Genomic DNA, 25,961 nt, shown 5'->3' with positions numbered 1-25,961 from the left:
CGCCCCCCCGGGCCCCCGCCCCCCCGGGGGGGGGGGGGCCCGGCCCCCCCCCCCCCGCCCCCCCCCCCCCACGGCCGGGGCCAGCCCGTGCGGGTCGTGGTCCATGTCACCGCTCCAGTCGCGGGTGTCGACGATGGTCCGGCCGCGGGTCCAGGTGCCGGTGAGCTCGACCCGCACGGGGAGCCGGCTGGTGCGCACCGCCTCGGGAAGGACGAGGGCCGCCACCGCGCCCGCGTCCCCGATCGTCGCACCCGCGGCGTCGAAGCGGCGCCGGTGGAAGGAGACGAGACCGGCGGCGAGCCGGGCCACGGGGGTGTCGGCGGCCCGCAGCCGCGCGACGCCGGCGTCGCCGACCGTCGGCGCGTAGAAGACGTCGAGGCCGTACATGGTGACCGGGACGTCGTGCGTGGCGGCGGCGTCGAGGACGATGGCCGCTGCCTCGGGGTCGTGGAAGACGTTGAACTCGGCAGCGGCCGTCGCGTTGCTGACGTTCGCGCCGCCGCCCATGAAGACGACGCGGCCCAGGCGCGCGAAGGACTCCGGGTGCAGCCGGGCGAAGATCGCGACGTTGGTCATCGGGGCGAGCGGGACGAGCGTCACCGGGTCGCCGTCCCCGTGCGCCGCGTCGACGGTGTCCCGGAGGAGGTCGACGGCCGACCGGTCGTCGACCTCCTGCGCCGGAGGTGGCAGGCCGAGGTCCGCCATGCCGTCCGCGCCGTGGACGTGCCGGGCGTCCACCGGCTCCTCCAGGAGCGGACGCGCCACCCCGACGCCGACCGGCACGTCGGCGCGCCCGGCGGTGCCGAGGACCGTCAGCGTGTTGCGCACGACGTCCGCGAGCGGGGCGTTGCCTCCGACGCACGTGACGGCGCGCAGGTCGAGATCGGGGTGCAGCGCGGCCAGCAGCAGGGCGCACGCGTCGTCGACCCCGGTGTCGACGTCCAGGACCACGGGGGTGGGGCTCACCCGTCGATCATGGCCGATCGCGGCCGTGGCGCGTCCCGCGGGTTCGGCAGAGGCCCTCGGAGTCGCGTAGCGTCGACGGGTGACCTCTCGCGCGCGAACCCCTCGTCCCGGCGGCCCGGCCCTGGCCCTCGCCGGAGTCCTGGCCGTGTCCCTCGGGGCCTGCTCGAGCGGCTCGCCGGAGGCCGCCTCGTCCTCGACACCGCCGAGCCCGGCTCCGGCCACGACCTCCCCCTCCCCGACGCCGACCCCGGGCTGCGTCGACGTGATGCTGGGCACGCTCGACGAGGACCAGCGCCTCGGCCAGCTGCTCATGGTCGGCTTCGACACCAACGCCGCCCTGGAGTCCCTGGACGACGAGGTCGAAGAGGACCACGTCGGCAACGTCATCTACCTCGGTGGCTGGGAGGGCGCCGACAAGGTCACCCGCACCTCCGAGCACCTCCAGGGGCTCGTCTCGGACTCCGCGACGGGCGGGGTCGGGCTGCTGCTCGCCGCCGACCAGGAGGGCGGTGAGGTGCACCAGCTGCGCGGCGACGGGTTCACCCGTCCGCCGTCGGCGCGCGAGCAGGCGCGGATGTCCTCGGGCGACCTGGCGAAGGCCGCGACCGGCTGGGCGGAGGAGCTCGCGGCGGCCGGCGTCAACGTCAACCTCGCACCCGTCACCGACACCGTCCCCGAGGAGCTCGGCCGGGGCAACGAGCCGATCGGCAAGTACCGGCGCCAGTACGGCTCGGACCCGGAGACCGTCGAGACGGCCTCCACCGCGTTCATCGAGGGCATGCTCGCCGGTGGCGTCGAACCCACCGTGAAGCACTTCCCGGGGATCGGCCGGATCCGCAACAACACCGACTTCAGCTCGACCGGCATCACCGACGACGAGACGACCCGCGACGACCCGTACCTCGCGCCGTTCGCCGCCGGTGTCGAGGCCGGGGCCGGGCTGGTCATGGTCGGCTCCGCGACGTACACGGAGATCGACCCCGACGTGCCGGCGATGTTCTCCTCCACGATCGTCACCGACGTCCTGCGCGGTGACCTCGGGTTCGACGGTGTCGTCATCACCGACGACCTCAACGCCGAGGCCGTGGCGTCCACGCCGCCCGCGGAGCGTGCCGTGAAGGTCGTCGCCGCGGGCGGGGACATCGCCCTCACCGGGGACGCGTCCGTCGCGGCCGACATGCTCGCGGCCCTGAAGGAGGAGGCAGCCGCGGACGAGGAGTTCGCCGAGAAGGTCGACGCCTCCGTCGAACGCGTGCTCGCCCTCAAGGACCGGATGGGCCTCCTGCCCTGCTCCGAGGACCGGATCATCCCCTGACCCCGCCACCCGGCCCACCGGGCCGAACCGCGCTCGCCGCCGGCCCGGCGGCGGTCGTAGGCTCGGCGGGGTGACGGACCAGCAGATCGACCAGCAGGCAGGGCAGCGCTCCGCTCCGCCGGAGACCGCGGCGCCGGTCATCGTCCTCGTGTCCGCCGAGCACGCCGACACCCTCGTCGACGAGTTCTGGCGCTACTCCCGTGAGTACGACCTCCGCGCGGCGCGGTCCTGCGCCGAGGCGTGCCGGGTCGCCGAGGACGCGGCCGCCGCGGGGCTGCGGGTCGCGATGTTCGTCTCCGACTCACGGCTCCCCGACGTCGAGAGCGTCCTGCACGCGTTCGCCCGCTGGCGCGGGCTCGTCCCCACCGCGCGGCGCGTCGTGGCAGCCCCCTTCGACCGCTTCCTCGCCGACGCTCCGGGGCTGCGGGTGGGCATGGCCAAGGGCAAGTACGACGCGTACCTGCTCATGCCGCGCGGCCGTCGCGACGAGGAGTTCCACCACGCGGTCACCGAGCTGCTCAGCGACTGGAACTGGTCTGCCTCCGACCCCGACGTCGTGGTCGCCAAGATCGTCTCGCCCGACTCCGACGCCCTGACCCACGGCATCCGCGACTTCTTCGACCGGATGGGGATGCCCGCCCGGGTCGTCCACCCGGACAGCAAGGTCGGGCAGCTCGTGCGCGAGCACTTCCCGCCGGACGCGCCGTACCCGCTCGTGCTGGGTGCGAACCGCCGGCCGATCGTCGCCCGCTCGGTCCGTGACGTCGCCCGTACCTTCTTCGACACCGAGGCCGAGCGCGAGCTCGACGCCCGGCGTGGCACCGAGATCACCGACGTCGCGGTCGTCGGAGGCGGACCGGCGGGGCTCGCGGCGGCGGTCTACGCCGCGTCGGAGGGCCTGAGCACGGTCGTCCTCGACAGCAGCGCCATCGGCGGGCAGGCTGGCACGAGCTCGATGATCCGCAACTACCTCGGCTTCCCACGCGGCATCTCGGGGATGCGCCTCGCCCAGCGCGCCCGGACCCAGGCCCTGCGTTTCGGCACGCGTTTCCACACCGGCTGGGAGGTCGAGGAGCTCGTCGCGGCGACGGACGGCCCACACCTCCTGCGGGGCAGCGACTTCGAGATCGCCGCCCGCGCGGTCGTCGTCGCCTCCGGGGTGCGGTACAGGTCGCTCGGTGTGCCGTCCGTGGAGGACTACCTCGGCGCGGGCGTCAACTACGGTGCCGCGATGTCGCTCTCGCGCGAGATGGAGGACCACGACGTCGTCGTCGTGGGAGGCGGCAACTCCGCGGGCCAGGCCGCCGTGCACCTGGCGCGGTTCGCCCGCTCGGTGACGGTCGTGGTCCGGCGTCCCGGGCTCGCCGAGACGATGTCGGCCTACCTCGTCGGCGAGATCGAGTTCAACCCGCGCATCACGGTGCAGCCCTGCTCCCGCGTCGTCGAGGCCGGAGGCGACTCGCATCTGCAGTGGGTCACGCTCGAGGACACCGAGACCGGCGAGCGCCGGCGGCTCGCGGCGTACGGGCTCTTCCTCCTGCTCGGCGCCGAGCCGCACTGCGCCTGGCTCCCGGACGAGGTGGTCCGCGACGAGCGCGGCTTCGTCCTCACCGGACGTGACGTCCCGAAGGACCTCTGGGTCGACGGCCTGCCACCGCCCGGCCTGGCCACCAGCGCTCCCGGCATCTTCGCGGCGGGCGACGTGCGTGCCGGGTCGATGAAGCGGGTCGCGGCGGCGAGCGGTGAGGGAGCCTCGGTCGTCCCGCTCATCCACGGCTGGCTCTCGCCCGCCGACGGCTGACGGCGCACCGCCGCGGGGGTCACGCCGTCGCGGCGTAGGCGGGTCCCCGCTCGCCGGAGGTGGCTCGTCGGCGCCCCAGCGGGCAGGTCAGCCGGGTCCCGCCGTGGGTCGTCGGGCGGAGACCTCGGTGACCGGCATCGAGGAGTCCGCGGGGATCGCGAGGTCGGATGCGGGTCGTCCCTTGATGACCATCTGGGCGCCGAGTGCGGCGACCATCGCGCCGTTGTCGGTGCACAGCCCCGGACGCGGCACGCGGAGCTCGACCCCGGCCGCGTCGCACCGCTCCCGGGCCATCGCCCGGAGCCGGGAGTTGGCCGCGACCCCGCCACCGACCTGCAGGTGCCCGACCCCGTTCGCCCGGCAGGCGTCGAGGGCCTTGCGGGTGAGCACGTCGGTGACCGCCTCCTGGAAGCTCGCGGCCACGTCGGCGACGGGCACCGGCTCGCCGGCCGACTGCCTCGCCTGCACCCAGCGGGACACGGCCGTCTTCAGCCCGGAGAACGAGAAGTCGAAGCGGTGCCGCTCGAGGTCGCGCCCGGTCGTCAGCCCGCGGGGGAAGTCGATGACGACCTCGCCGTCCCTGGCCGCACGGTCGATGTGCGGGCCGCCGGGGAAGGGCAGGCCGAGGACCCGGGCGACCTTGTCGAACGCCTCTCCCGCGGCGTCGTCGATGGTGGAGCCGAGGCTGCGGACGTCGTGGGTGACGTCGGGGACGAGCAGGAGCGAGGAGTGCCCACCGGAGACGAGCAGGGCGAGCGTCGGCTCGGGCAGGGGCCCGTGCTCGACGATGTCGACGGCCACGTGGCTCGCGAGGTGGTTGACGCCGTGCAGCGGGACGCCGAGGGCCAGCGCGAGTGCCTTGGCAGACGCCACACCGACCATGAGGGCGCCCGCGAGGCCGGGCCCGGACGTCACGGCCACGGCGTCGACGTCCCGCAGGGCCACGCCGGCCTCGGTGCAGGCACGCTCGATCGTCGGGACCATCGCCTCCAGGTGTGCCCGGCTCGCGACCTCCGGCACGACCCCGCCGAAGCGGGCGTGCTCGTCGACGCTGCTCGCGATGGCGTCGAACAGGAGGGTCCCGCCGCGGACCAGGCCGACGCCGGTCTCGTCGCACGAAGTCTCGATGCCGAGGACGAGAGGCCCGTCAGCCATCGTGGGCTCCCTTCGTGGACAGCGACTTCCGCATCACGAGCGCGTCGACGGAACCGGGCTGGTAGTAGCCACGACGCCGGGAGACCGTCGTGAAGCCGCGACCCTCGTAGAGCCCGAGAGCGGCGCCGTTGTCGGCCCGCACCTCGAGCATGAGGTGCTCCGCGCCCCGTCCCCGCGCCGCGCGCTCGAGCTCGCCGACGAGCATCCCGCCGAGGCCGCGGCCGCGCTCCTCCGGTGCAACCGCGACGGTCATCACGTCGGTGACCTCGCCGCCGTGGTCCAGCCCGCCGTAGCCGGCCACGCGTCCGCCGACCTCGAGCACGAGGTACTCGCGCCGCGGGCGGGCGGCGAGCTCGGCCCACCACGACGCCTCGGACCACGCGTCGTCCGGGAAGAGCCGGGTCTCGAGCTCGGCGAGCGCCGCGACGTCGGTCCACCGCGCGTGGTGCAGCCGGACGTCGGGGGCGGTGCTCACCGCGCGGCCCGCTCGGCGGTGGTCAGCGCGTCGGGCCGGCGCAGGTAGAGCGGCTCGACCGGCATCGGCGTCCCCGACGCGAGGCGGTGCAACGCGAGCGCTCCCAGCACCCCGGGGTCGACGTCGAGCACCCCGTCCACCCGCGACGGGAAGGACTCCGGGTAGAGGAGCGGCCCACGGCCCGCCGTGGGAAGCGCCCGGACCTCCTCCGCCAGCTCGGCCGGACGGTCGACCGCCGGGGCACCCAGCCGCTCGGCCCCGTCGGGGCCGCGGCGGTAGCGCGCCCAGTAGACCTCGCGGCGCCGGGCGTCGGTGGCCACCAGGACCTCGTCGACCCCGCTCGCGGCGAGCGCCTGCTCGGCGAGGACGTCGAGGGAGCACACGCCGTGGACCGGGCAGCCGAGGGCGTGGCCCATCGTCACGGCCGTGACGAGACCGACGCGCAGCCCGGTGAACGGGCCCGGGCCGGTACCGACGGCGAGGTCGGTGAGCTCCGGCGGACGGACCCCTGCCTCGGCCAGCACCCGCTCGACGAGCGGCGCGAGCAGCTCGGTCTGGGCCCGAGGTCCCTCCGCGGCGGCGGCGACCGGGGGTGCGCCGTCGCGGAGCACCGCGGCGCCGACCGTCGACGTCGCGGTGTCCACGGCGAGCATCAGCACGGCGCGCCCCCGAGCACCTCGAGTGCGGCGGCGTCCGCCCACCGGAGCCCCACGCCGGTGACCGTCGCGGTGCGTACCTCGGTGGCGGGGTCGACGTCGAGGACGACCTCGAGCCGGTCCTCCGCGAGCCCTTCGGCGAGGCCCTCGCCCCACTCGACGACCGTGACGCTCTCGTCGACCGTGGCGTCGAGGTCGAGGTCGTCGAGCTCGAGGGTCCCCGCGAGCCGGTAGGCGTCGACGTGCACGAGCGGTGGGCCGCCGGCGGTCGGCGGGTGCACGCGGGCGATGACGAAGGTCGGGGACGTCACCGCGCCACGGACGCCGAGGGCCTCGCCGAGCCCCTGGGTCAGGGTCGTCTTGCCCGCGCCGAGGGTACCGGTGAGGACGACGAGGTCCCCGGCGCGGAGCATCCGCCCGAGGGCCGCACCGAACGCGCGGGTGGCCGGGGCGGTCGGCAGGACGACCTGCCGCACACTCACGACGCGGCCTCCCGTCTGGCCCGGGCGACCCGGCGCTTCTTGGAGATGTCCTGGACGGTGCGGCGCACCCGCGGCTTGCTGCCGACGGGCACACCCTCGGCCACCGCCCGCTGCGCGCGCTGGACGAGCATGAGCAGCTGCTCGGTCACGAGGTCGGGGTGCTCGAGCATGATGATGTGCCCGGCGTCCTCGACGACGACGTGCTCGGCGCCCGGGACGTGGCGGACGATCTCGACCGAGTGCGACGCCGGGGTGATGCGGTCACCCGTCCCGTTCACGACGAGGGTCTCGACGCCGGAGAGCGCCCCCAGGCCGGGGACGAGGTCCAGCCCGTCGATGTCGGGCAGGAACGCGGCCATGACGTCGAACGAGGTGCCGAAGATCATCTCGGCGACGAGGTCGACGAGGCCGGGGCTGACCGGGGAGTCGAACGCCCACCGCGCGACGACCGCGTCGTGCACCCCCTTGCCCATCCTGCGCAGCGCACCGATGGGGCGGGCGTGCCGGGAGAGCCGGGTGAGCACACCGGGACCGATGGTGCCGACGACGCGTCCGGCCATCGGCCCGAGGCCGAGCTCGGTGAGGTCACGGCCCCCGGGGCTGGTCGCGACGAGCGCGACCGCCAGTACCCGGTCGCGGACGACGTCGGGGTGCTGGGCGGCGAAGGACATGACGCTCATCCCGCCCATCGAGTGCCCGACGAGCACGACCGGGCCGGTGCGGCAGGTCGTGGCGAGCACCTCGGCCAGGTCCTTCCCGAGCCGGTCGACGGTGCACGAGGAGTGGTCCGGGAGGGCCGACCGGCCGTGGCCGCGCTGGTCGTAGGTGACGACCCGCAGGCCGGCGTGCACGAGCGCCCGGCGCTGGAGCACCCAGGACTGCATGGTCAGCGCGAAGCCGTGGACGAGGACGACGGTCGGGGTCCGCCCGCTCAGGTGGCGGCGCCCCCGGCTGCCCGCCTCCGGGGCGTCGATCTCGACGTGGAGGTCGACGCCGTCGTCCGTGGTCACGACGAGTGCCTCGGTGGGCGTGTGCGCCCAGCCCGATGGTGCGTCGACCTCCGGGTAGCCCGAGCGTGCCCGGCGGACCCGGTTGCCGACGGCGGCGGCCGCGGTGCCGAGCGCGGCGGGACCGGGGACGCGGGCCGTCACTGCTCCTCCCCCACGACGACGCGGGGTAGGCGGGGGCCCATCCGGGTGACGATCTCGTAGTTGATCGTCCCGGCGGCCTCGGCCCAGTCCTGGGCCGTGGGCTCGCCCGCGGCGCCGACGCCGAGGACGACGACCTCGTCGCCGGGCTCGGCGTGGGAGTCCGGGCCGAGGTCGAGGACGACCTGGTCCATGCACACCCGGCCCGCGACCGGGTACGTCCGTCCGCCGACGAGGACGGGCCCCCGGCCACCCGCGTGCCGCGGGACGCCGTCCGCGTACCCGAGGGGGACGAGGCCGAGGACGGTGTCGCGACCGGTCGTGTACTCGTGGCCGTAGCTGACGCCCTGCCCGGCCCGGGCCCGCTTGACGCTGGTCAGCCGCGCCGTGACCCGCATCGCCTCGCGGAGCCCGAAGTCCGCGGGTGCACCGAGGTCCGGCACCGGGGAGAGCCCGTACACCGCCAGGCCCGGCCGGACGAGGTCGAAGTGCGCCGACGGGTTGGTGAGCGTCGCGGCGGAGTTCGCGAGGTGCCGCAGCCCGGGGTCGACCCCGGCGCCCTCGAGCTCGGCGAGCGCCTCGACGAAGCGCTCCTGCTGGGCCCGGACGGTCGGGTGCCGCGGCGCGTCCGCCCACGCGAAGTGCGACCACGTGCCGGTGAGCTCGACGGCCTCCTCCGCGACGGCCGCGGCCAGCAGCCCGACGAACCCGGACCAGTCGGTGAGCACGCCGCCCCGTCCGAGCCCGGTGTCGACCTTGGCCTGCACCCGCGCCGGCCGGCCACGGTCACGGGCGGCGGCGACGACGGCCTCGAGGCTCCACGGGCTCGTCACGGTGACGTCGATGCCGGCGTCCACGGCCGCCCCGACGTCGGCCTGGGGCGGGAAGAGCCAGGTGAGCAGGGGGGCCTCGACGCCGGCCGCCCGGAGACGGAGCGCCTCGTCGAGCTGGGCCACGCCGAGCCACGTGGCGCCGCCGGCGAGCGCGGCCCGGGCGGCGGTGACGAGACCGTGGCCGTAGGCGTCGCCCTTGACCACGGCCAGGACCTCCGCGGGCGCGGAGCGCCGGAGGAGCTCGGCGACGTTCTGGCGGATCGCCCCGGCGTCGACCGTGACCCAGGCGGACGCTCCCGCGGTGGCGGGTGCGGTGGCGGCGGCGCTGCTGGTCATGGGCCGGACCAGTCTAGGCACGGCTGCGGCGGCCCCGGGCGGGCAGGTGGCGGGGGTGGGCCGTCCGGCCGACCCGGCGCACCACCCGTCCCGACGAGGGTGCACGACATGCCGGAGGAGGTGGGCCGCCCTCGGCATGTCCTGCGCTCTCGACGGAGGTGGAGGGGCGCGGACGCCCGGCGCTCAGCGGTGCAGCAGCGCGGCCACCGTCCCCGGAAGGGCGCGGGCCACCGCGAGCGCCCGGACCGGGCCGCCGGGGTTGGCCCGGTGGGCGGCCGAGCCGTGGACGAGGGCCCCGAGCGCCCCCGCCTCGTCGGCGGACAGCCCGCCGGCCAGGAGCGTGCCGAGCAGCCCGGCGAGCACGTCCCCGGCGCCGGCGGTGGCGAGCCAGGGAGGTGCGTCCGCCTGCGACCACACCGGAGCGGCGTCCCCGGGGGGCACGACGAGCGTCGTCGAGCCCTTGAGCAGGACCGTGGCACCGGATGCCCCGGCGAGCCGGCGGGCGTGCTCGAGCGGGGCGTCCTCGACCACCTCCCGGGCGATGTCGTCCCCCGTGAGCCGGGCCAGCAGACGCGCGCACTCCCCCGCGTGCGGGGTGAGCAACGTGACCCGCCCGGCGCGGCCCTGCAGGACACCGGTGTCGAGGAGGTCCAGACCCCCGGCGTCGACGACGACCGGCTCGTCGCCGGCCAGGGCTCCCCGGGCGGCGGCGAGCTGGGCCTTGGCCCGGGTCGACCCGGCGTCGAGCCCGGGGCCGACGACCCAGGCCTGGGCCCGACCGACGCCGTACGTCGCCTCCGGCACGGCCGACCGGACGAGACCTTCCGGGCTCGGCGTGCCGACGTAGCGGACCATCCCGGCCCCGGACTCGGCGGCGGCCGTCACGCACAGCACCGCGGCCCCGGTGTACTCCTCGCCGCCGGCGACGACGCCGACCACGCCACGCGAGTACTTGTCGTCACCGGGCCCGGGCACGGGCCACAGCGCGGCGACGTCGTCGTGGTCGAGGCGCCGCACCACCGGCTCGGCCTCGACCTCGAGGCCGATGTCGACGACGGACAGCGCGCCGCACGCCTGCTCGGTGGCGGGCAGCAGGTGGACGGGCTTGGCGACCGAGAAGGTGACGGTCTCGTCGGCGATGACGCCGTGCGGGTCGAGCACACTGCCGGCGGGGTCCTGCCCGGACGGCAGGTCGACCGCGACGACGTACGCGGTCTCCGGCACGGCCTCGACCCACGCCCGAGCCCAGGCCGGCAGGCCCGGCCGGGCGCCGATCCCGAGCACGCCGTCGAGGACGAGGTCGGCCTCCGCGAGCACCTGCGGCTCGGTGGTGAGCACGACGCCCGCGGCCTCGGCGGCCTCCCGCGCGCCGTCGTGGACGGTGTCGTGGTGCACGGCCGCGGCGGCGTACCCGGCTTCTGCGAGCCGGGCCGCGGCGTAGAGGGCGTCCGCGCCGTTGTTGCCCGGGCCGACGAGCGCCACGACCGACCGGCCGTCCCGCTCGGCGAGGCGCGCGTCCGCCACGGCGGCCAGCCCCTCGACCGCGCGGGCCATGAGCTCGCCCTCGTCCAGCGTCGCCATCAGCGCCTCCTCGGCGGCGCGGACGGGGTCGGTCCCGTGGGCCTCGATCATCGGGCGGTGTCCTCCTGCTCGGCGACGACGACGGCGGACGCGATGCCGGCGTCGTGGGACAGCGAGAGGTGCAGCGAGCCGATGCCGAGGGCGTCGACCTCGGCCGCGACGGTCCCCCGGACGACGAGGTGCGGTCTGCGGCCGTCGCCCCGGTGCACCTCGGCGTCGTGCCAGTGCATGCCCACCGGCGCGCCCAGGGCCTTGGCCAGCGCCTCCTTCGCCGCGAACCGCGCGGCGAGCGAGGCGGCCGGGAGGTCACGCTCGTTCTCCGTGAAGAGCCGCGTGCGCAGGGCGGGCGTGCGCTCCAGCGCCGCGGTGAACCGCGCGACGTCGACGACGTCGATGCCCACGCCGACGATCACCGGGGGACCGCGCTCACTCGACGGTGACCGACTTGGCGAGGTTGCGCGGCTGGTCGACGTCGAGGCCCTTGGCGGTCGCGAGGTGCAGCGCGAAGACCTGGAGCGGGACGACGGCGAGCAGCGGCGCGAGCATCGGCGGGCACTGCGGGATCCGGATGACCTCGCTCGCGAAGGGCAGGACGTCGTCGTCGCCGTCGTGCGCGATGACGATCGTGCGGGCTCCGCGGGCCCGGATCTCCTGGATGTTGGACACGACCTTCTTGTGCAGCTCGTGCGGTGTGTCCGGGGACGGCACGACGACGAACACGGGCTGCCCGGGCTCGATGAGCGCGATCGGGCCGTGCTTGAGCTCGCCCGCCGCGAAACCCTCCGCGTGGATGTACGCGAGCTCCTTGAGCTTGAGCGCCCCCTCCATCGCGACGGGGAACCCGACGTGCCGGCCGAGGAAGAGCACGGCACGGCTGTCGGCCATGAACTCCGCCATCTCGATGACCCGGCCCATCCGGCCGAGGAGGTCCTCGACCTTGTCGGGCATCTCGCGCAGCTCGTTCATCACGGCCTTGGCGTCGTCGGCGTAGGTCTCGCCGCGCAGCTGGGCGAGGTAGAGGCCGAGGACGTAGCAGGCGGTGATCTGCGCGAGGAAGGCCTTGGTCGACGCGACGGCGATCTCCGGACCGGCGTGGGTGTAGAGGACGGCGTCGGACTCGCGCGGGATGGTCGAGCCGTGCGTGTTGCAGATGGACAGGGTCAGCGCCCCGAGCTCGGTGGCGTGCTTGACCGCCATGAGGGTGTCCATCGTCTCGCCCGACTGGCTGATCGAGACGACGAGGGTGCGGTCGTCGACGATCGGGTCGCAGTACCGGAACTCGTGGGCGAGGCTGACCTCGACGGGGATGCGCGTCCAGTGCTCGATGGCGTACTTCGCGACCATCCCGGCGTACGCGGCCGTGCCGCAGGCGACGACCGTGATGCGGTCGACCTGGCGCAGCCGGTCCTCGGAGATGCGCAGCTCGTCGAGGACCAGCTCGCCGTCGTCCTTCGTGCGGCCGAGGAGGGTGTCGCCGACGGCGTGCGGCTGCTCGTGGATCTCCTTCTCCATGAAGGTGTCGTAGCCGCCCTTCTCGGCGGCCGAGGCGTCCCACGTGACCTCGTAGCCCTTGCCCTGGGCAGGGGAGCCGTCGAACCCGATGACGGTGTGGCCGTCCGGTGTGATCGTGACGATCTGGTCCTGCCCGAGCTCGACGGCGTGTCGGGTGTGGCCGATGAACGCCGCGACGTCGCTGCCGAGGAAGTTCTCGCCGTCGCCGAGGCCCACGACGAGCGGGCTGTTGCGCCGCGCCCCGACGACGACGCCCGGGCTGTCGGCGTGCACGGCGAGCAGGGTGAACGCGCCCTCGAGCCGGCCGACGACGACACGCATCGCCTCCGTGAGGTCCCCGAGGCGGTCGTACTCGCGGCCGACGAGCTGGGCGGCGACCTCGGTGTCGGTCTCGGACTCGAACTCGGCCCCCGCCGCCTCCAGCTCCTTCTTCAGTGCGTGGAAGTTCTCGATGATGCCGTTGTGGATGAGCGCCAGGCGCCCGCCCTCGCCACCGCGGTGCGGGTGGGCGTTGCCGTCGGTGGGGCCGCCGTGGGTCGCCCACCGGGTGTGCCCGATGCCCGTGCGGGCCACCGCGAGGGGGTGGGCCGAGAGCTCGGAGCGGAGGTTCTCGAGCTTCCCCGCGCGCTTCGCGGTCTCGACCCCGTCCTCGGTGACGAGCGCGACGCCGGCCGAGTCGTAGCCGCGGTACTCGAGCCGGGCCAGGCCCTCCATCACGACGTCGAGGGCCGTGTCGTCCATGGACCGGCCGACGTAGCCGACGATTCCGCACATGGCCGCCAGCGTAGCCCGCCGGGGCGTGGTGCTCCTCACGGCCGGGGGGCTGCCTGCGACCGGCGGCGGTACGGGATGATGGCCGCGTGACCGCGGCCGACGAGGTGCTCGCGCGTCTCCGGCTCACCGGTGACGCCGCGCTCCCGACCCCGTACGTCGACCTCGACCGCGCGGCCTGGTCGGCGCTGCGCGAGAACCACCCGATGAGCCTCACCCAGGACGACCTGTCCCGGCTGCGCGGGCTCGGCGACCCGCTCGACCTGCGCGAGGTCGAGGAGGTCTACCTGCCGCTCTCCCGGCTGCTGCACTTCTACGTCGAGGCCGTGCACGGGCTGCGGCTCGCGACGAGCGAGTTCCTCGGCGACCGGCCGCGGCGGGTGCCGTTCGTCGTCGGCGTCGCGGGGTCGGTGGCCGTCGGCAAGTCGACGACGGCCCGCATCCTGCGCGAGCTCATGTCCCGCTGGCCGCACACGCCCCGCGTCGAGCTCGTGACGACGGACGGCTTCCTCCACCCCAACGCCGAGCTCGAGGCGCGCGGGCTGCTGCAGCGCAAGGGGTTCCCCGAGTCCTACGACCGGCGGGCCCTGCTGCGCTTCGTCGCCGACGTCAAGTCCGGGATGCCCGTGGTCACCGCGCCGCAGTACTCCCACCTGACCTACGACGTGCTGCCCGAGCCGCTCGAGGTCCGCCGTCCCGACGTGCTCATCGTCGAGGGCCTCAACGTCCTCCAGCCTCCGGCCGTCCGGCCCGACGGCGGGAGCACGACGGCGGTGTCGGACTACTTCGACTTCTCGGTGTACGTCGACGCACCACCGGACGAGGTGCGTCGCTGGTACGTCGAGCGGTTCCTCCGGCTGCGGGAGACGGCGTTCGCCGACCCGCAGTCGTACTTCCACCGGTACGCGGCGCTCAGCGACGACGAGGCGCGCGAGACCGCGAGCCGGATCTGGGCGGCGACCAACGAGCCGAACCTCGTCGAGAACATCCAGCCGACCCGGGACCGCGCGACGCTCGTGCTCAGCAAGGGCGCCGACCATGCCGTGACGCACATCCGGCTGCGGAAGATCTGACGGCGGCGTCAGGAGCGAGGTCTCGGCCTCGAGGCGTCCGGGAGCCGGACGCCCGCCCGGGTGTGGCTCAGTACCAGTGGGGGGAGCGCGCCTGCCACTGGTCGAGGGCGTTGCACGGAGTGCCGTACGAGCTCCGGATGTAGTCGAGGCCCCACCGGATCTGGGTGGCCGGGTTGGTCCGCCAGTCGCTGCCCGCGGTGGCCATCTTGGACGCGGGCAAGGACTGCGGGATGCCGTACGCGCCGGAGGACGGGTTCTCGGCGAACCAGCGCCAGTCGCTCTCGCCGATCCACAGCTGGTCCAGGCAGGGCCACTGCGCCTCGCTGAAGCCGTACTCCGGCAGGAGCAGCCGTGCCACCGACTTGGGGTCCTGCTGCGCGTTGGCGAGGATGCGCTCACGCTCCGCGGCGCGGGCGGCCCGCTCCTCGGCCTCGCGGCGCTTCTTGGCCAGCGCGGCGGCCCGGGCGCGCTCCTCCTCGGCGGCCTTCGCGGCGGCGACCGAGCGCTGCGCGTTGGCGCCGGAGCGGTCGGACGCGACCCGGGCGGAGTCGGCGCTCGCGCGCTTCGACTCCTCCGTGGAGGTCGTCGTCGTGGTGGCGTCGATCGCGAGGGTCAGCGGCTCCGCGCTCGCGGCGTCACCCTGGAACGCGCTGGCCGCGGCCACACCGCCACTCACGACCGCCGCGAGGACACCCGTCGTCACGACGGGGCGGCCGACCGAGCGCCCGAGCGAACGCCGGGGAGCGGCGTGTCTCGGGGCGTGGCGGGGTGTGTAGCGAGCCATGAGCGTGCGGGAGCGACCTTTCACGACGGAGGGCCCTCGAGGCGAGAGGGGGATGACCCGAGGGCGTTATGGAATCGAGACCTTACTGTAGGGGGATCTGGCGAGGAGTCTAAACGCAGACCTGAACGGACGCTCAGGTTCCGGCCACATCGCCCCAGGTCAGACCTCGATACCCTCCAGCAGGTCGGTGACCAGCGCGGCGATCGGGCTGCGCTCGGACCGGGTGAGGGTCACGTGCGCGAACAGCGGATGTCCCTTGAGCGCCTCGACGACCGCGACGACACCGTCGTGCCGCCCGACCCGCAGGTTGTCCCGCTGGGCGACGTCGTGGGTGAGGACGACCTTGGAGTTCTGCCCGATACGCGAGAGCACGGTGAGGAGGACGTTGCGCTCCAGGCTCTGCGCCTCGTCCACGACGACGAACGCGTCGTGCAGGCTGCGGCCGCGGATGTGCGTGAGCGGCAGGACCTCGAGCATCCCGCGGTCCAGGACCTCCTCGACGACCTCTCGCGAGACGAGGGCCGAGAGGGTGTCGAACACCGCCTGCCCCCACGGGTTCATCTTCTCGGCCTCGGTGCCCGGCAGGTAGCCGAGCTCCTGGCCGCCGACGGCGTAGAGCGGCCGGAAGACGACGACCTTGCGCTGCTGGCGCCGCTCCATGACCGCCTCGAGCCCGGCGCACAGGGCGAGCGCGGACTTGCCGGTGCCCGCGCGTCCGCCGAGGCTGACGATCCCGACGTCGGGGTCCAGGAGGAGGTCGAGCGCGATGCGCTGCTCGGCGCTGCGGCCGTGCAGGCCGAACGCGTCGCGGTCGCCGCGCACGAGGCGGACCTGCTTGTCCGGCCCGACCCGGCCGAGCCCGGACCCGCGCGGCGAGATGAGCTTCAGGCCGGTGTGGCAGGGCAGCTCGGCCGCGGGGACGTGCTCGAGACGGCCGTACTCGTAGAGGTGGTCCATCTCCTCGGTCGTGACCTCGACCTCGGCCATGCCCGTCCAGCCGGACTCGACCGCGAGCTCGGCGCGGTACTCCTCGGCGTCCAGGCCGCAGGCCGACGCCTTGACCCGCATGGGCAGGTCCTTCGAGACGACGGTGACGGTGCTCCCCTCGTTGGCGAGGTTGCGCGCCACCGCGAGGATGCGGGTGTCGTTGTCGCCGAGGCGGAAGCCCGCCGGCAGCGAGGTGGGGTCGGTGTGGTTGAGCTCGACGCGCAGCGAGCCGCCGTCGTCACCGATCGGGACCGGGGCGTCGAGGCGGCCGGCGCTGACCCGGAGGTCGTCGAGCATCCGTAGCGCCTGGCGGGCGAAGTAGCCGAGCTCGGGGTGGTGACGCTTGGCCTCGAGCTCGGTGACGACGACGACCGGGAGGACGACCTCGTGCTCGGCGAACCGGTGCATCGCCTTCGGGTCGGACAGCAGGACCGAGGTGTCCAGGACGAACGTGCGACACGGCTCCTTCCCCGAGGTCGTACCGTCTGTCGTGCGCGTGGTCGAGGCCATTGCCGCTCCTGAGGACGAGGTGCTGCCGGTGGCTCGACGCTACGACTCCGTCGATGCCCGATCGGGACAAGCGGACCCCGGCGTGTCGGGTCGCCTGTGAAACGTGTGACGGATGTGGCCCATGTGCCGAAATATCACCCGTTCGTCACCGGATGGCCGTCCGGCCGTCGTCAGGCGCCGTACCGGCGGTGACGTTCCCCGTAGGCCCGCAGCGCGCGGAGGAAGTCGACCTTCCGGAAGTCGGGCCAGAACGCCTCGCAGAAGTAGAACTCGCTGTGCGCGCTCTGCCACAGCAGGAAGCCCGAGAGGCGCTGCTCGCCGGAGGTACGGATGACGAGGTCCGGGTCGGGCTGGCCCTTGGTGTACAGGTGCTCGGCGATGTGCTCGACGTCGATGACCTCGGCGAGCTCCTCGATGCTCGTGCCCTTCGTGGCGTGCTCGTGCAGCAGGCTGCGCACGGCGTCCGCGATCTCCCGACGCCCCCCGTAACCCACCGCGACGTTGACGAGCATGCCGTCGACCTCGCCGGTCCGCTCGGCCGCTGCCTTGAGCCGCTCGGTCGTCGCCGCGGGCAGGAGGTCGAGCGCCCCGAAGGGGTTCACCCGCCACCGGCCGGTGGCTGCCACGGAGTCGACGACGTCCTCGATGATGCCGAGCAGCGGCCGCAGCTCGCGTTCGGGACGGTTGAGGTTGTCCGTGGAGAGCAGCCAGAGCGTGACGACCTCCACCCCGACCTCGTCGCACCAGGTGAGGAGGTTGGCGATGTTGTCGGCCCCGGCGCGGTGCCCCTCCTCGGTGCCTGCGCCGCGCAGCTTGGCCCACCGCCGGTTGCCGTCCACGAGGACGCCGACGTGACGCGGGAGCGGCGCCGACCCGAGCTGACGGGTGAGCCGGCGGGCGTACGTGGCGTACAGGACGTCCGAGAGTCGCCGCACCCCCTGGCCTCCCGTCGTCACTGTCCGTCCGCCGGCCGTTCCGGCGCCGGTCCAAAACTACTCCGCGGCCCGTGAGGGGGCCGCGGACGCGCTGTGGAGATCCTGTGGAGAGGCCGGAGCCGTCCCGAACCTACGCTCGCGTAGGTTAGTGTGGCGGCATGGAGGACAGCGACCGCACACCGACGCCCGACCCCGGCGCGCTCGATGCCCTCGAGACCCGGGTCGAGGCCGCCATCGCCCAGGTCAAGCCGCGGCTGCGTGGTTGGCTGCACGCCGGGATGACCCCCGTCGCCCTTGCCGCCGGGGTGCTCCTCGTCGTGCTGGCGAGCACGACCTCGGCCAAGGTCTCCGCCGCCGTCTTCGCCGGGACCGCCGTGCTCCTCTTCGGCACGTCGGCCGTCTACCACCGCGGCACGTGGTCGCCGCGCGTCGCCGACGTCCTGCGGCGCCTGGACCACTCGAACATCTTCCTCATCATCGCCGGCAGCTACACGCCCTTCGCACTCCTCCTGCCCACCGGCCAGGCCCGCACCCTCCTCCTCGTCGTCTGGACGGGTGCGGTCGCCGGGGTCCTCTTCCGGGTCCTGTGGGCGGGCGCCCCCCGCTGGCTCTACGTGCCGGTCTACGTGATGCTCGGCTGGGTCGCGGTCTTCTACTTCGGCCCGCTGCTCGAGCACGCGGGCGGCGCGGTCATGGCCTGGGTGGTGCTCGGCGGGGTGCTCTACAGCCTGGGCGCGGTCGTCTACGGCACGAAGCGGCCGAACATCTCACCGCGCTGGTTCGGCTTCCACGAGGTGTTCCACACGCTGACGATCCTCGCGTTCGGGGCGCACGTCGTGGCGGCCTCGCTGGCCCTCACCGGCACCGCGGCCTGACCACCCGGCCCGCCGGCACCGTCGACCGACCGCCCCGCTCACGGGCATCCGCCATGTCCCCCGGCATGTCGTCGCTCGCCGGTCCCACCGTCACGTTGCTCGACGCGTCAGTCGCCTCCACCGCCGTCACCGTCGGAGGAGCCCGCGGCGGAGCCCCCGGTACCGCCACCGCCGTCGGCGTCGTCCCAGACGTCGTCGGGGCCCGCCTGGGGGTCGTTCCTGCCGCGGTGCGCGCGCTGCTGCCGGTAGGACATCCGACGCATCCGCTCGTTCATGTTGCGCATGAGGAGCCACAGGGCGAGCGCGAGGAAGGTGAAGGCCACGAACGCGAGGAAGCCCGGCAGCGCGGGCACGGTGTCGGTCACGCGGCACGCTCCGCGCGGGTGTCGTGGACGAGCCGCAGCCCGTCGGAGGTGGCCATCGCGTCGGCCTCGGCGACCTCGGTGGGGAGCCCGGCGAAGAGGTCGTCCTCACCCTCGGCGATGGGCACGTACGACGCGGCGGCCTCGTACTCCTCGACCGGCCACACGCGCTGCTGCACCTCGCGGGACACCCGGAAGAAGTTGCCCTCCGGGTCGACCTGCGTGGCGTGCGCGAGCAGCGCGGCGTCGCGGCGGTCGAACCACTCGGCGCAGGGGACGCGGGTCGTGACCACCCGGTCGGCGATGCCCTGGCGGTCCCATCGCTCGAGCCACTCGGCGTACGGGCTCTCCTCGCCGAGCTCGACGAGGGCGCGGTCGAAGGCCGTGATCCGGGCGCGGTTGAAGGTCTGGTTGTAGTAGATCTTCAAGGGCTGCCAGGGGGCCCCGGCGTCGGGGAAGCGGCCGGCGTCTCCGGCGGCGTCGAACGCCGCCATCGAGACGTCGTGGCACATGATGTGGTCCGGATGGGGGTAGCCGCCGTTCTCGTCGTACGTCGTCATGACGTGCGGACGGAAGCGGCGGACCTCACGCACGAGCGCCTCGGTGGTGACCTCGAGCGGCTCGAGGGCGAAGCAGCCGTCGGGCAGGGGCGGCAGCGGGTCGCCCTCGGGCAGCCCGGAGTCGACGAAGCCCAGCCAGGAGTGCCGGACGCCGAGGATGTCCCGGGCCCGGGCCATCTCGTCACGGCGGACCTGGGCGAGGTCGCGCAGGATGTGGACGTCGTCCTGGAGCCGCGGGTTGAGGATGTCGCCCCGCTCACCGCCCGTGCAGGACACGACGAGGACCTCGTGGCCGGCGTCGACGTACTTCGCCATCGTCGCTGCGCCCTTGCTCGACTCGTCGTCCGGGTGCGCGTGCACGCACATGAGCCGGAGCCGTTCGGACATGGGGGACCCTTCGGTGTCGTCGTGTCGGGCCAGGCCCGAGAATGGGGACGTCCCATCCTCTCTCACCACCCACCCACCGTCCAGGAGCCGCCGTGCCTCCGCTCGACCTCCGCAGCCGCGCGGGCCGGACGCGCCTCGCCGGGCTGGCCGCGGTCGCCCTCGCGGTGCTCGCGGTGGTCTGGTACGGCTGGGCGTCGACCTCCGGCCAGGTCCGTCCCCAGGTCACGGGGTACCGCGTCGAGTCGGACTCGTCGGTGCGGGTCGAGTACGACCTCGTCCGCCCGGAGGGGACGGCCGTCCTCTGCCGGGTGAGCGGGCTCGACGCCCGCAAGGGTCGGGTCGGCACGGTCGAGGACTCGGTGCCGGGCGACGGCCCCTCGGTGGTCCACCGCAGCGTGGTGGTCCGCACCAGCGCCCGGGCCGTCACCGGCGTCGTCGAGTCGTGCGTGCGGCGTCCCGCAGCGCCCTGAGCCGCCGTCGGGCCGCGCGGATGTGCCTCCCGGGCACCCGGTTGGTAGACTGTCGTCTTCACGTTCGGGTCTGGGTCCGACGAGAGGCTGAGCACCAGCCGTCGGCCCGGGCCCGTTGCCGTAGCACCCTCGGCGCCACCCCGCGAGGGTCCGGCGCCCCAATGCACCCGCAGGAGTTGAACCAGCCGTGACCGAGACGACCAGCCAGAGCTACCTGACCCAGGCGGCCTACGACCGTCTCAAGACCGAGCTCGAGGAGCTCTCCGGCCCGGGGCGCGTCGAGATCGCCAAGCGCATCGAGGCGGCCCGGGAGGAGGGCGACCTCCGCGAGAACGGCGGCTACCACGCCGCCAAGGAGGAGCAGGGCAAGATGGAGGCCCGCATCCGCCAGCTCACCCAGCTCCTCGAGAACGCCATCATCGGCGAGACCCCCAAGGACGACGGCGTCGTCGAGTCCGGGATGGTCGTCACCGTCGAGATGTTCGGCGACGAGGAGCAGTTCCTCCTCGGCTCCCGCGAGATCACCGACTCCTCGATGCAGGTGTTCTCCGAGAAGTCGCCGATCGGCGACGCGGTGAACGGCCACAAGGTCGGCGACACGGTGTCCTACGAGGCCCCCAACGGCTCGCAGGTCGAGGTCAAGATCGTCTCGGCCACGCCGTACACCGGCTGAGCCGGGGCCTCCCCCGGCGCCGGCTCACCGGACGGCCGCGAGCAGCACGGGGTAGGTGACGTCGGTCCGCCCTTCCCGCTGCCCGACGTCCACCACGTCGTGCGGCAGGTCGAGGTCGGCCGGGAACGACTCGGTGTCCACCTGCGCCCCGTGCGCACGCCAGTGCTCCACGAGCCGGGCGATGTCGCGGTTGTCCACCTGCTCGTCCGCCTCGTTGGTGACGACCGTGATCGTCGTCGTCAGCGGGGCGCGGTCGTCGGCCTCCCGCCGCACCTCGCGGGCCATCCGGAACATCTCCGCGGCACCTGCGGGGGACTCACCCGCGTACGAGTGGTCCAGCGTCGGGTCGGTGTGGATGACGAAGTGCGGCAGCCGGGTGAAGAGGTTGGGGAACCACCAGTCGACGATCCCCGGCATCCCGTGCAGCGTCATCGCCGGCGCGACGAGCACCGCCTTGTCCACCTCGCGGTGCTGGGCGGTCCAGGCCGCCGCCACCCCGCCCATGGACAGGCCGAGCACGTGCACCCGGTCGCCGAGCCCTGCCGCGATGTCGACCGACGCGGCCGACCAGTCCCTGATCTCCTCGGCGGTGAAGGCGCCGGCGAACGAGACGTCCCCGATCCGGCGGCCGTCGGGGGTGGCCCGCCCGTGCTCCGGCGCCCGGAGCACGACGACGTTCTTCCCCTCGGAGCGCAGCTGCTCGGCGATCTCGCGGAACTGCCGCGGGCAGTTCGTCAGGCCGTGGAAGAGGACGACGGCGACCTCGGTGCGCTCGCCCGTCCCGTAGAGGCCGCTGCGGCACGGCTCGAAGACGTCCAGGGCGGTCTCGTCCGCGGCCCACTCGGTGAACTTCTCCTCGGCCTGCGCGTAGGTCGTGGCGGGGTCGGCCGGCGCGTCGTGCAGGTCGCCGAGCGGGACGGGGATGCTCGCGACGACGAGGACCAGCACGACGAGGACGAGCAGCCCGCGCCCGGCCCATCGGGCGACGGTGCGCACCCTGCCGGTGCGTCGTCGCTGTTCGGGGTCGCCGTCCCCGGTCGTCATGCCCGCCAAGGCTATCCGCGGCGCGCGGTCACTGCCAGGGGACGAGGCGTCCGGCGAGGGCCGCGGCGAGAGCGGGGTCCTCGTCGGCGAGGAGGCCCACCGCGGCGAGGACGTAGTCGCGGTCGACGGTCGTGCGCGCCCGGTCCGGGACCCGCCAGCCACCCCCGTGGTCGGCGAGGGCGGCCGCGAGCACCCGGTCGGCGAGCTGCGGCGCCGCATGGCGGAGCACGCCGCCGGAGCCGACGACGAGCCCGACGTCCGCGAGGGGGCGCGGCCGCTCCCCCGGCGCCGGCCGTCCGTGCCGGCGCAGCGCCACCCGGACCGCGGTCGTCGCGAGCGTCTCCTCGGCGTCCCACTCCTCCGGGGTCCTCGCGAGGCGCCCCGGATCGGCCGTGACCCGGCCGGCGTGTGCCCGTGCCGTCGAGGTGAGGTCCAGGCGCTCGCGGTCCGCGGCCTCCACCACGCCCTCGGCGGTCCAGCGCATCCCGAGGTCGGCCTCGACGGTGCGCGCGTGCCACAGCGTGCCCACGACCTCCCGGCGGATCGAGGCGTCCTCGCCCTGCGGCCCGAGGACCGAGTAGACGTCGGTCGTGGCGCCTCCGACGTCGATGACGAGGACGTCCGTTCCGGCCACCTCGGCGAGCACCTCGACGCCGCGCAGCACCGCGTCCGGGGTCGCGGCACGGACCAGACCCGCGAAGCCGCGTCCCCGCGAGAGGCCCTTGCCGCCGATGACGTGCTCGAGGAAGACCCGGCGGATGGCGCCGCGGGCGCCGGACGGCGCGATCTCGCCGATCCGGGGCAGGACGTTGGCCGCGACGACGTGCCGGCGCGCGGTGGACCCGAGCTCGGCCACCACCTGGCCGGCGGCGTCGGCGTTGCCGGCGACGACGACCGGAGCGCGCATCCGCGCCCTCGCGAGGCGGCGCGCGTTGTGCACGAGGACGTCGGCGTTGCCACCGTCGGTCCCGCCGACGAGAAGCACGACGTCGGGGCGTGCCGCGCGCAGCGCCGCGACGTCGGGCCCTCCGAGCGGCCCGGCGGCGACGTGGACGACCCGCGTGCCGGCCGACAGCCCGACCCGGTAGCCCGCCTCGGTGGTGACGGCGCGCTCGTACCCCACCACCGCGAGCCGCAGCCCGCCGCCGGCGCTGGAGCACAGCACCGTGCGCTCCGGGTCGTGGACCGCGGCCAGCTCGGCGCGGACGGCGTCGACGCCGTCCATGACGTCCGTCGTCCGGGTCGTCGGGTGCGAGGCCCGGGCGAGGACCGCGCCGTCGTCCCCGACGAGCAGCCCCTTGGTGAAGGTCGACCCGACGTCGACGCACAGGACCGCGGCCACCCGCGCACTCTAGTGAGCGGGTGGCCGGGGCCGGCGACGAGGACGGGCCGTCCGGGTCAGCCGTTCGTGGGCGGCGCGGGAGGCTGACCACCGCCGCCGCCCGGGCCGCCACCCCCCGTCGGGGCGCTACCGCCTGTCGGCTCGGTCGAGGTGTCGATCGGGACGGTGAGCGCGACGGTGTACCCGGAGGTGTCGCCGCTGACCGTCGCGAGCTGGTGCACGCCGCCGTCGTCACCGAAGACGTTGTCGGTGGCGAGGGTCAGCCGGGAGAGGTTCTCGGCCGAGCCGGTGTAGGCGTCCAGGGCGTACACGGTGTCACAGGCGTTCTGCGGCAGCGCGACCTGCGAGGTGCAGATGGCGTTCGAGGCGTCGCTGATGCTCGCCTCGTCCGGGTAGACCTCGAAGTGGATGTGCGGCCACCGGCCCGCGTAGCAGCCCGGGAAGAGGCTCGCGAACGTCACGACCCCCGACTCGTCGGTGACCTGTACACCACGCAGGTAGTTCTCGTCCTGGACCGCCTCGGTGTACATCGAGTACTGCCCGAGGGCGTCACACTGCCACACGTAGACCGCCGCGCCGGCCATCGGGGCACCGCCGCCCCGGATGTCGAGGACGGTCAGCTGCAGCTCCATGGGGATGCCGGGGGCCGTGGTCGTCGAGTCGCCGAAGCTGCTCGTGATGTCCTGGCGGACGACGCCGCTCTGCTCGAGCACGTCGGCGCCGTTCGAGCCGTCACCCGGGTAGGGGCCGGCGGTCTCGTCCGGGATCTCGGTGAGGTCGCCGTCGGCACTCGCGCTGCTCGACGAGGTGGCCGACGAGCCGCCCGAGGCGGAAGCGGAGGAGCCGGAGGAGGACGAGCCGCTCCCACAGGCGGCGAGCGCCCCACCGGCGACGCCGATCCCCAGCACCTGGAGCGCGCGGCGGCGGTCGAAGAGGGTGCCGAGGTCGAAGGCGAGGCCCTGGTCGACGACCTCGTCCTCGGGCCGGGGCAGCACGCGCCCCTCGTACGTCGGGCGGTCGGTCTGGCTGGAGCTCATGATGTCCTCCGGGTCGTGGTCTCGATGCCTCGACGGTAGGAAGGGCGCCGGTCAGCGCCGTGTGGCTCTCCTGTGCGCCTCCTGTGACCGGGGGCCAGGCCGGGCCTCAGGTGAGGCGGTCCAGGACGGTGCGCAGGTCGGCGACGAGGTCCGTGACGTCCTCGATCCCGACGGACAGCCGGACGAGGTCGCCGGGCACCTCGAGCTCGGTGCCGGCCACGGAGGCGTGCGTCATCCGTGCCGGGTGCTCGATGAGCGACTCGACCCCGCCGAGCGACTCGCCGAGGGTCCACACCTGCGTCTCGGCGCAGACCTTCGCGGCGACATCCTCACCACCTCGCACCCGGAAGGAGACCATCCCGCCGAACCGGCGCATCTGACGGGCGGCGACGTCGTGGTTCGGGTGGTCCGGCAGGCCGGGGTAGTGCACGGCGGTGACCCCGGGGTGCGCGGACAGCATGTCGACGACGGTCTCGGCGTTGTCGCAGTGCCGCTCCATCCGCACCGCGAGGGTCTTCAGCCCGCGGAGCACGAGCCAGGCGTCGAACGGGCCTGCGACCCCACCCATGGCGTTCTGGTGGAAGGCGATGCGCTCGGCGACGGACTCCCCGTCGTGGGTCGTGACGCCCGGCGCGACGACGACCGCTCCCCCGACGACGTCGCTGTGCCCGCCGCAGTACTTGGTCGTGGAGTGGACGACGACGTCGGCGCCGAGGGCAACCGGGCTCTGGAGGTAGGGCGAGGCGAAGGTGTTGTCGACGACGAGCAGCGCACCCGCGGCGTGCGCCACCTCTGCGATCGCCTCGATGTCGGCGATGCCCAGCAGCGGGTTCGTGGGCGTCTCGACCCAGACGATGCGGGTCTGGGGGCGGATCGCGGCGCGGACCGCGTCGACGTCCGCCACCGCCGCGACGGAGTGACCGGCACCCCAGGGCTCGAGCACCCTCTTGAACAGCCGGTAGGTGCCGCCGTAGGCGTCGGACGGGACGACGACGTGGTCTCCAGGACGCAGCAGGGCCCGCAGGACGGCGTCCTCGCCGGCGAGCCCGCTGGCGAAGGCCAGCCCACGCTCGCCGCCCTCGAGCGCGGCGACGCACTCCTCGAGAGCCGTCCGGGTGGGGTTCGCCGAGCGGGAGTACTCGTACCCGCCCCGGAGCCCGCCGACCCCGTCCTGCTTGTACGTGCTGACCTGGTGGATCGGGGGGACGACCGCACCCGTCGTGGGGTCGGGGTCCTGTCCGGCGTGGATGGCGCGGGTGGAGAAGCCGGGGGTCGGAGTCGTCATGCCTCCGAGCGTAGGACCGCCGCGCGCATCGTCTCGAACCGGCCGGACGTCACGTCGCGTTCGCGCCCCACTCGACGGGCCCGAGGGTGCGCTGGCCGGTCTGGCTCGTCTCACCGCACGACGTGGTGCTGTACTGCACGAGCGTCGTCGTCAGGTACAGGGCCGTGGCCCCCTTTCCGGTCTCGGTCTCCACGGCCCAGGACTGCTCGGCGCTCCGCCCCGGGAGCAGGGCCGTCCTCAGGGTCAGCGTGGCGGTGAACGACGCGACGCCTTGCGAGAGGTCCGGGTCGAGCGGGTGTGGCCGTTGGGGGCGCTCGTCGTGGCACTGCGCGCGGTGGCGAGGTCCGGGGTGTGCGTCGTCACCGGACCCGAGCACGCCGCCTGGGCCGCGGGGGCCCCGACGACCACGACCGGCACGCTCCACACCACACCCCCGAGGAGCTCTCGCCGCTTCAGTGTGCGCATGGGCCTTCTTCCGGTCCACCGCCGGGAACGGTGGATGACAACGATGGACAAGCCTCGTGGCATCGATTCTTTTCGATTTCTTTACTTTGACTAGACCTGGGCTTTACTCGCGTCCGAACGGACGACCCGGCATCCCCGTTC

General features: G+C 74.2%; 27 protein-coding genes. 6 read left to right on the top strand and 21 right to left on the bottom strand.

The genetic code is table 11. The annotated features are described in order from the left end of the window. Nucleotides 1-966: nucleoside hydrolase (locus JQN72_RS00725; RefSeq protein ID WP_307812324.1), on the bottom strand; the 966-nt coding region annotated here is incomplete at its 3' end. Nucleotides 967-1,045: 79 nt separating this feature from the next. On the opposite strand from JQN72_RS00725, the gene JQN72_RS00720 reads away from it, so the two are divergent. Both JQN72_RS00720 and JQN72_RS00715 read left to right on the top strand, forming a co-directional pair. Next, complete coding sequence (locus tag JQN72_RS00720) at nt 1,046-2,281, top strand: glycoside hydrolase family 3 N-terminal domain-containing protein (RefSeq protein WP_307812323.1); 1,236 nt, start codon at nt 1,046-1,048, stop codon at nt 2,279-2,281. Nucleotides 2,282-2,351: 70 nt separating this feature from the next. After that, the gene (locus JQN72_RS00715) at nt 2,352-4,082 is read left to right on the top strand and encodes an FAD-dependent oxidoreductase (RefSeq protein ID WP_307812322.1); all 1,731 of its coding nucleotides are present in this window, start codon (nt 2,352-2,354) and stop codon (nt 4,080-4,082) included. Between the two features lie 87 nt (nt 4,083-4,169). Here the strand turns inward: JQN72_RS00715 and tsaD are convergent, their stop codons facing one another. The 9 genes from tsaD to glmS all read right to left on the bottom strand — a co-directional run bounded on the left by tsaD (nt 4,170) and on the right by glmS (nt 13,034). Then, on the bottom strand, nt 4,170-5,237 hold the full coding sequence (gene tsaD / locus JQN72_RS00710) for a tRNA (adenosine(37)-N6)-threonylcarbamoyltransferase complex transferase subunit TsaD (protein ID WP_204133226.1): 1,068 nt from the start codon (nt 5,235-5,237) through the stop codon (nt 4,170-4,172). Continuing rightward, on the bottom strand, nt 5,230-5,712 hold the full coding sequence (gene rimI / locus JQN72_RS00705; RefSeq protein ID WP_204133225.1) for a ribosomal protein S18-alanine N-acetyltransferase: 483 nt from the start codon (nt 5,710-5,712) through the stop codon (nt 5,230-5,232). Before rimI ends, tsaD begins: the two co-directional genes overlap by 8 nt. Continuing rightward, the gene (gene tsaB / locus JQN72_RS00700) at nt 5,709-6,365 is read right to left on the bottom strand and encodes a tRNA (adenosine(37)-N6)-threonylcarbamoyltransferase complex dimerization subunit type 1 TsaB (RefSeq protein ID WP_239099922.1); all 657 of its coding nucleotides are present in this window, start codon (nt 6,363-6,365) and stop codon (nt 5,709-5,711) included. The genes rimI and tsaB overlap by 4 nt, the downstream gene beginning before the upstream one ends. Further along, nucleotides 6,365-6,781: a tRNA (adenosine(37)-N6)-threonylcarbamoyltransferase complex ATPase subunit type 1 TsaE gene (gene tsaE, locus JQN72_RS00695; RefSeq protein WP_204133240.1), complete on the bottom strand. Its 417-nt coding sequence runs from the start codon at nt 6,779-6,781 to the stop codon at nt 6,365-6,367. The genes tsaB and tsaE overlap by 1 nt, the downstream gene beginning before the upstream one ends. 65 nt (nt 6,782-6,846) lie before the next feature. Continuing rightward, a complete protein-coding gene (locus tag JQN72_RS00690) occupies nt 6,847-8,001 on the bottom strand; it encodes an alpha/beta fold hydrolase (RefSeq protein ID WP_204133223.1) in 1,155 nt (384 codons plus the stop codon). Further along, nucleotides 7,998-9,167, bottom strand: a complete 1,170-nt coding sequence (gene alr / locus JQN72_RS00685) for an alanine racemase (RefSeq protein ID WP_204133222.1) — start codon at nt 9,165-9,167, stop codon at nt 7,998-8,000. The genes JQN72_RS00690 and alr overlap by 4 nt, the downstream gene beginning before the upstream one ends. A 183-nt stretch (nt 9,168-9,350) precedes the next feature. Continuing rightward, nucleotides 9,351-10,799: a bifunctional ADP-dependent NAD(P)H-hydrate dehydratase/NAD(P)H-hydrate epimerase gene (locus tag JQN72_RS00680; RefSeq protein ID WP_204133221.1), complete on the bottom strand. Its 1,449-nt coding sequence runs from the start codon at nt 10,797-10,799 to the stop codon at nt 9,351-9,353. Then, nucleotides 10,796-11,161: a holo-ACP synthase gene (locus JQN72_RS00675; RefSeq protein WP_204133220.1), complete on the bottom strand. Its 366-nt coding sequence runs from the start codon at nt 11,159-11,161 to the stop codon at nt 10,796-10,798. Before JQN72_RS00675 ends, JQN72_RS00680 begins: the two co-directional genes overlap by 4 nt. Nucleotides 11,162-11,174: 13 nt before the next feature. Continuing rightward, nucleotides 11,175-13,034: a glutamine--fructose-6-phosphate transaminase (isomerizing) gene (gene glmS / locus JQN72_RS00670; protein WP_204133219.1), complete on the bottom strand. Its 1,860-nt coding sequence runs from the start codon at nt 13,032-13,034 to the stop codon at nt 11,175-11,177. An 86-nt stretch (nt 13,035-13,120) separates the two neighbouring features. Here glmS and coaA point away from each other — a divergent pair, with 86 nt between their 5' ends. Next, complete coding sequence (coaA, locus tag JQN72_RS00665) at nt 13,121-14,104, top strand: type I pantothenate kinase (RefSeq protein ID WP_307812319.1); 984 nt, start codon at nt 13,121-13,123, stop codon at nt 14,102-14,104. Nucleotides 14,105-14,171: 67 nt separating this feature from the next. On the opposite strand, the gene JQN72_RS00660 is transcribed toward coaA, so the two are convergent. The 3 genes from JQN72_RS00660 to JQN72_RS00650 form a co-directional block, all read right to left on the bottom strand. Next, complete coding sequence (locus JQN72_RS00660) at nt 14,172-14,912, bottom strand: hypothetical protein (protein ID WP_307812318.1); 741 nt, start codon at nt 14,910-14,912, stop codon at nt 14,172-14,174. Nucleotides 14,913-15,047: 135 nt separating this feature from the next. Then, nucleotides 15,048-16,385 carry a PhoH family protein gene (locus JQN72_RS00655; RefSeq protein WP_204133218.1) on the bottom strand — a complete coding sequence of 446 codons (1,338 nt, stop codon included), beginning with the start codon at nt 16,383-16,385 and terminating at the stop codon, nt 15,048-15,050. Nucleotides 16,386-16,555: 170 nt separating this feature from the next. Next, nucleotides 16,556-17,320 carry an isoprenyl transferase gene (locus tag JQN72_RS00650; protein ID WP_204133217.1) on the bottom strand — a complete coding sequence of 255 codons (765 nt, stop codon included), beginning with the start codon at nt 17,318-17,320 and terminating at the stop codon, nt 16,556-16,558. A 158-nt stretch (nt 17,321-17,478) separates the two neighbouring features. Between JQN72_RS00650 and JQN72_RS00645 the strand changes: the two genes are divergently transcribed. Then, on the top strand, nt 17,479-18,195 hold the full coding sequence (locus tag JQN72_RS00645; protein WP_204133216.1) for a hemolysin III family protein: 717 nt from the start codon (nt 17,479-17,481) through the stop codon (nt 18,193-18,195). A gap of 107 nt (nt 18,196-18,302) precedes the next feature. Here JQN72_RS00645 and JQN72_RS00640 read toward each other — a convergent pair whose 3' ends face one another. Both JQN72_RS00640 and mca read right to left on the bottom strand, forming a co-directional pair. Then, nucleotides 18,303-18,560, bottom strand: a complete 258-nt coding sequence (locus tag JQN72_RS00640) for a hypothetical protein (RefSeq protein ID WP_204133215.1) — start codon at nt 18,558-18,560, stop codon at nt 18,303-18,305. Continuing rightward, complete coding sequence (gene mca, locus JQN72_RS00635; RefSeq protein ID WP_204133214.1) at nt 18,557-19,504, bottom strand: mycothiol conjugate amidase Mca; 948 nt, start codon at nt 19,502-19,504, stop codon at nt 18,557-18,559. The genes JQN72_RS00640 and mca overlap by 4 nt, the downstream gene beginning before the upstream one ends. Before the next feature lie 92 nt (nt 19,505-19,596). On the opposite strand from mca, the gene JQN72_RS00630 reads away from it, so the two are divergent. Both JQN72_RS00630 and greA read left to right on the top strand, forming a co-directional pair. Continuing rightward, nucleotides 19,597-19,974, top strand: a complete 378-nt coding sequence (locus tag JQN72_RS00630) for a DUF4307 domain-containing protein (protein WP_204133213.1) — start codon at nt 19,597-19,599, stop codon at nt 19,972-19,974. Nucleotides 19,975-20,161: 187 nt separating this feature from the next. Next, complete coding sequence (gene greA, locus JQN72_RS00625) at nt 20,162-20,647, top strand: transcription elongation factor GreA (protein ID WP_204133212.1); 486 nt, start codon at nt 20,162-20,164, stop codon at nt 20,645-20,647. 24 nt (nt 20,648-20,671) lie between these two features. Here the strand turns inward: greA and JQN72_RS00620 are convergent, their stop codons facing one another. The 6 genes from JQN72_RS00620 to JQN72_RS00595 all read right to left on the bottom strand — a co-directional run bounded on the left by JQN72_RS00620 (nt 20,672) and on the right by JQN72_RS00595 (nt 25,820). Next, complete coding sequence (locus JQN72_RS00620) at nt 20,672-21,691, bottom strand: carboxylesterase (RefSeq protein WP_204133211.1); 1,020 nt, start codon at nt 21,689-21,691, stop codon at nt 20,672-20,674. 28 nt (nt 21,692-21,719) lie between these two features. Further along, nucleotides 21,720-23,033, bottom strand: a complete 1,314-nt coding sequence (locus JQN72_RS00615; RefSeq protein WP_204133210.1) for a glutamate mutase L — start codon at nt 23,031-23,033, stop codon at nt 21,720-21,722. A 56-nt stretch (nt 23,034-23,089) separates the two neighbouring features. Further along, on the bottom strand, nt 23,090-24,070 hold the full coding sequence (locus JQN72_RS00610) for a 3,4-dioxygenase subunit beta (protein WP_204133209.1): 981 nt from the start codon (nt 24,068-24,070) through the stop codon (nt 23,090-23,092). Between the two features lie 106 nt (nt 24,071-24,176). Beyond that, entirely contained in the window at nt 24,177-25,355 is a 1,179-nt protein-coding gene (locus tag JQN72_RS00605; RefSeq protein ID WP_204133208.1) for a cystathionine gamma-synthase, read from the bottom strand. A 49-nt stretch (nt 25,356-25,404) separates the two neighbouring features. After that, nucleotides 25,405-25,548, bottom strand: coding sequence for a hypothetical protein (locus JQN72_RS00600; protein ID WP_204133207.1), 144 nt, complete (start codon nt 25,546-25,548; stop codon nt 25,405-25,407). Nucleotides 25,549-25,598: 50 nt separating this feature from the next. Continuing rightward, the gene (locus tag JQN72_RS00595) at nt 25,599-25,820 is read right to left on the bottom strand and encodes a hypothetical protein (protein ID WP_204133206.1); all 222 of its coding nucleotides are present in this window, start codon (nt 25,818-25,820) and stop codon (nt 25,599-25,601) included. Nucleotides 25,821-25,961 lie beyond the last annotated feature (141 nt).

The sequence above is a fragment of the Phycicoccus sp. CSK15P-2 genome, assembly GCF_016888005.1.
GTDB lineage: Bacteria > Actinomycetota > Actinomycetes > Actinomycetales > Dermatophilaceae > Phycicoccus.
The sequence above is the reverse complement of the archived record's forward strand: the minus strand, read 5'-3'. Positions and strand labels throughout refer to the sequence as shown.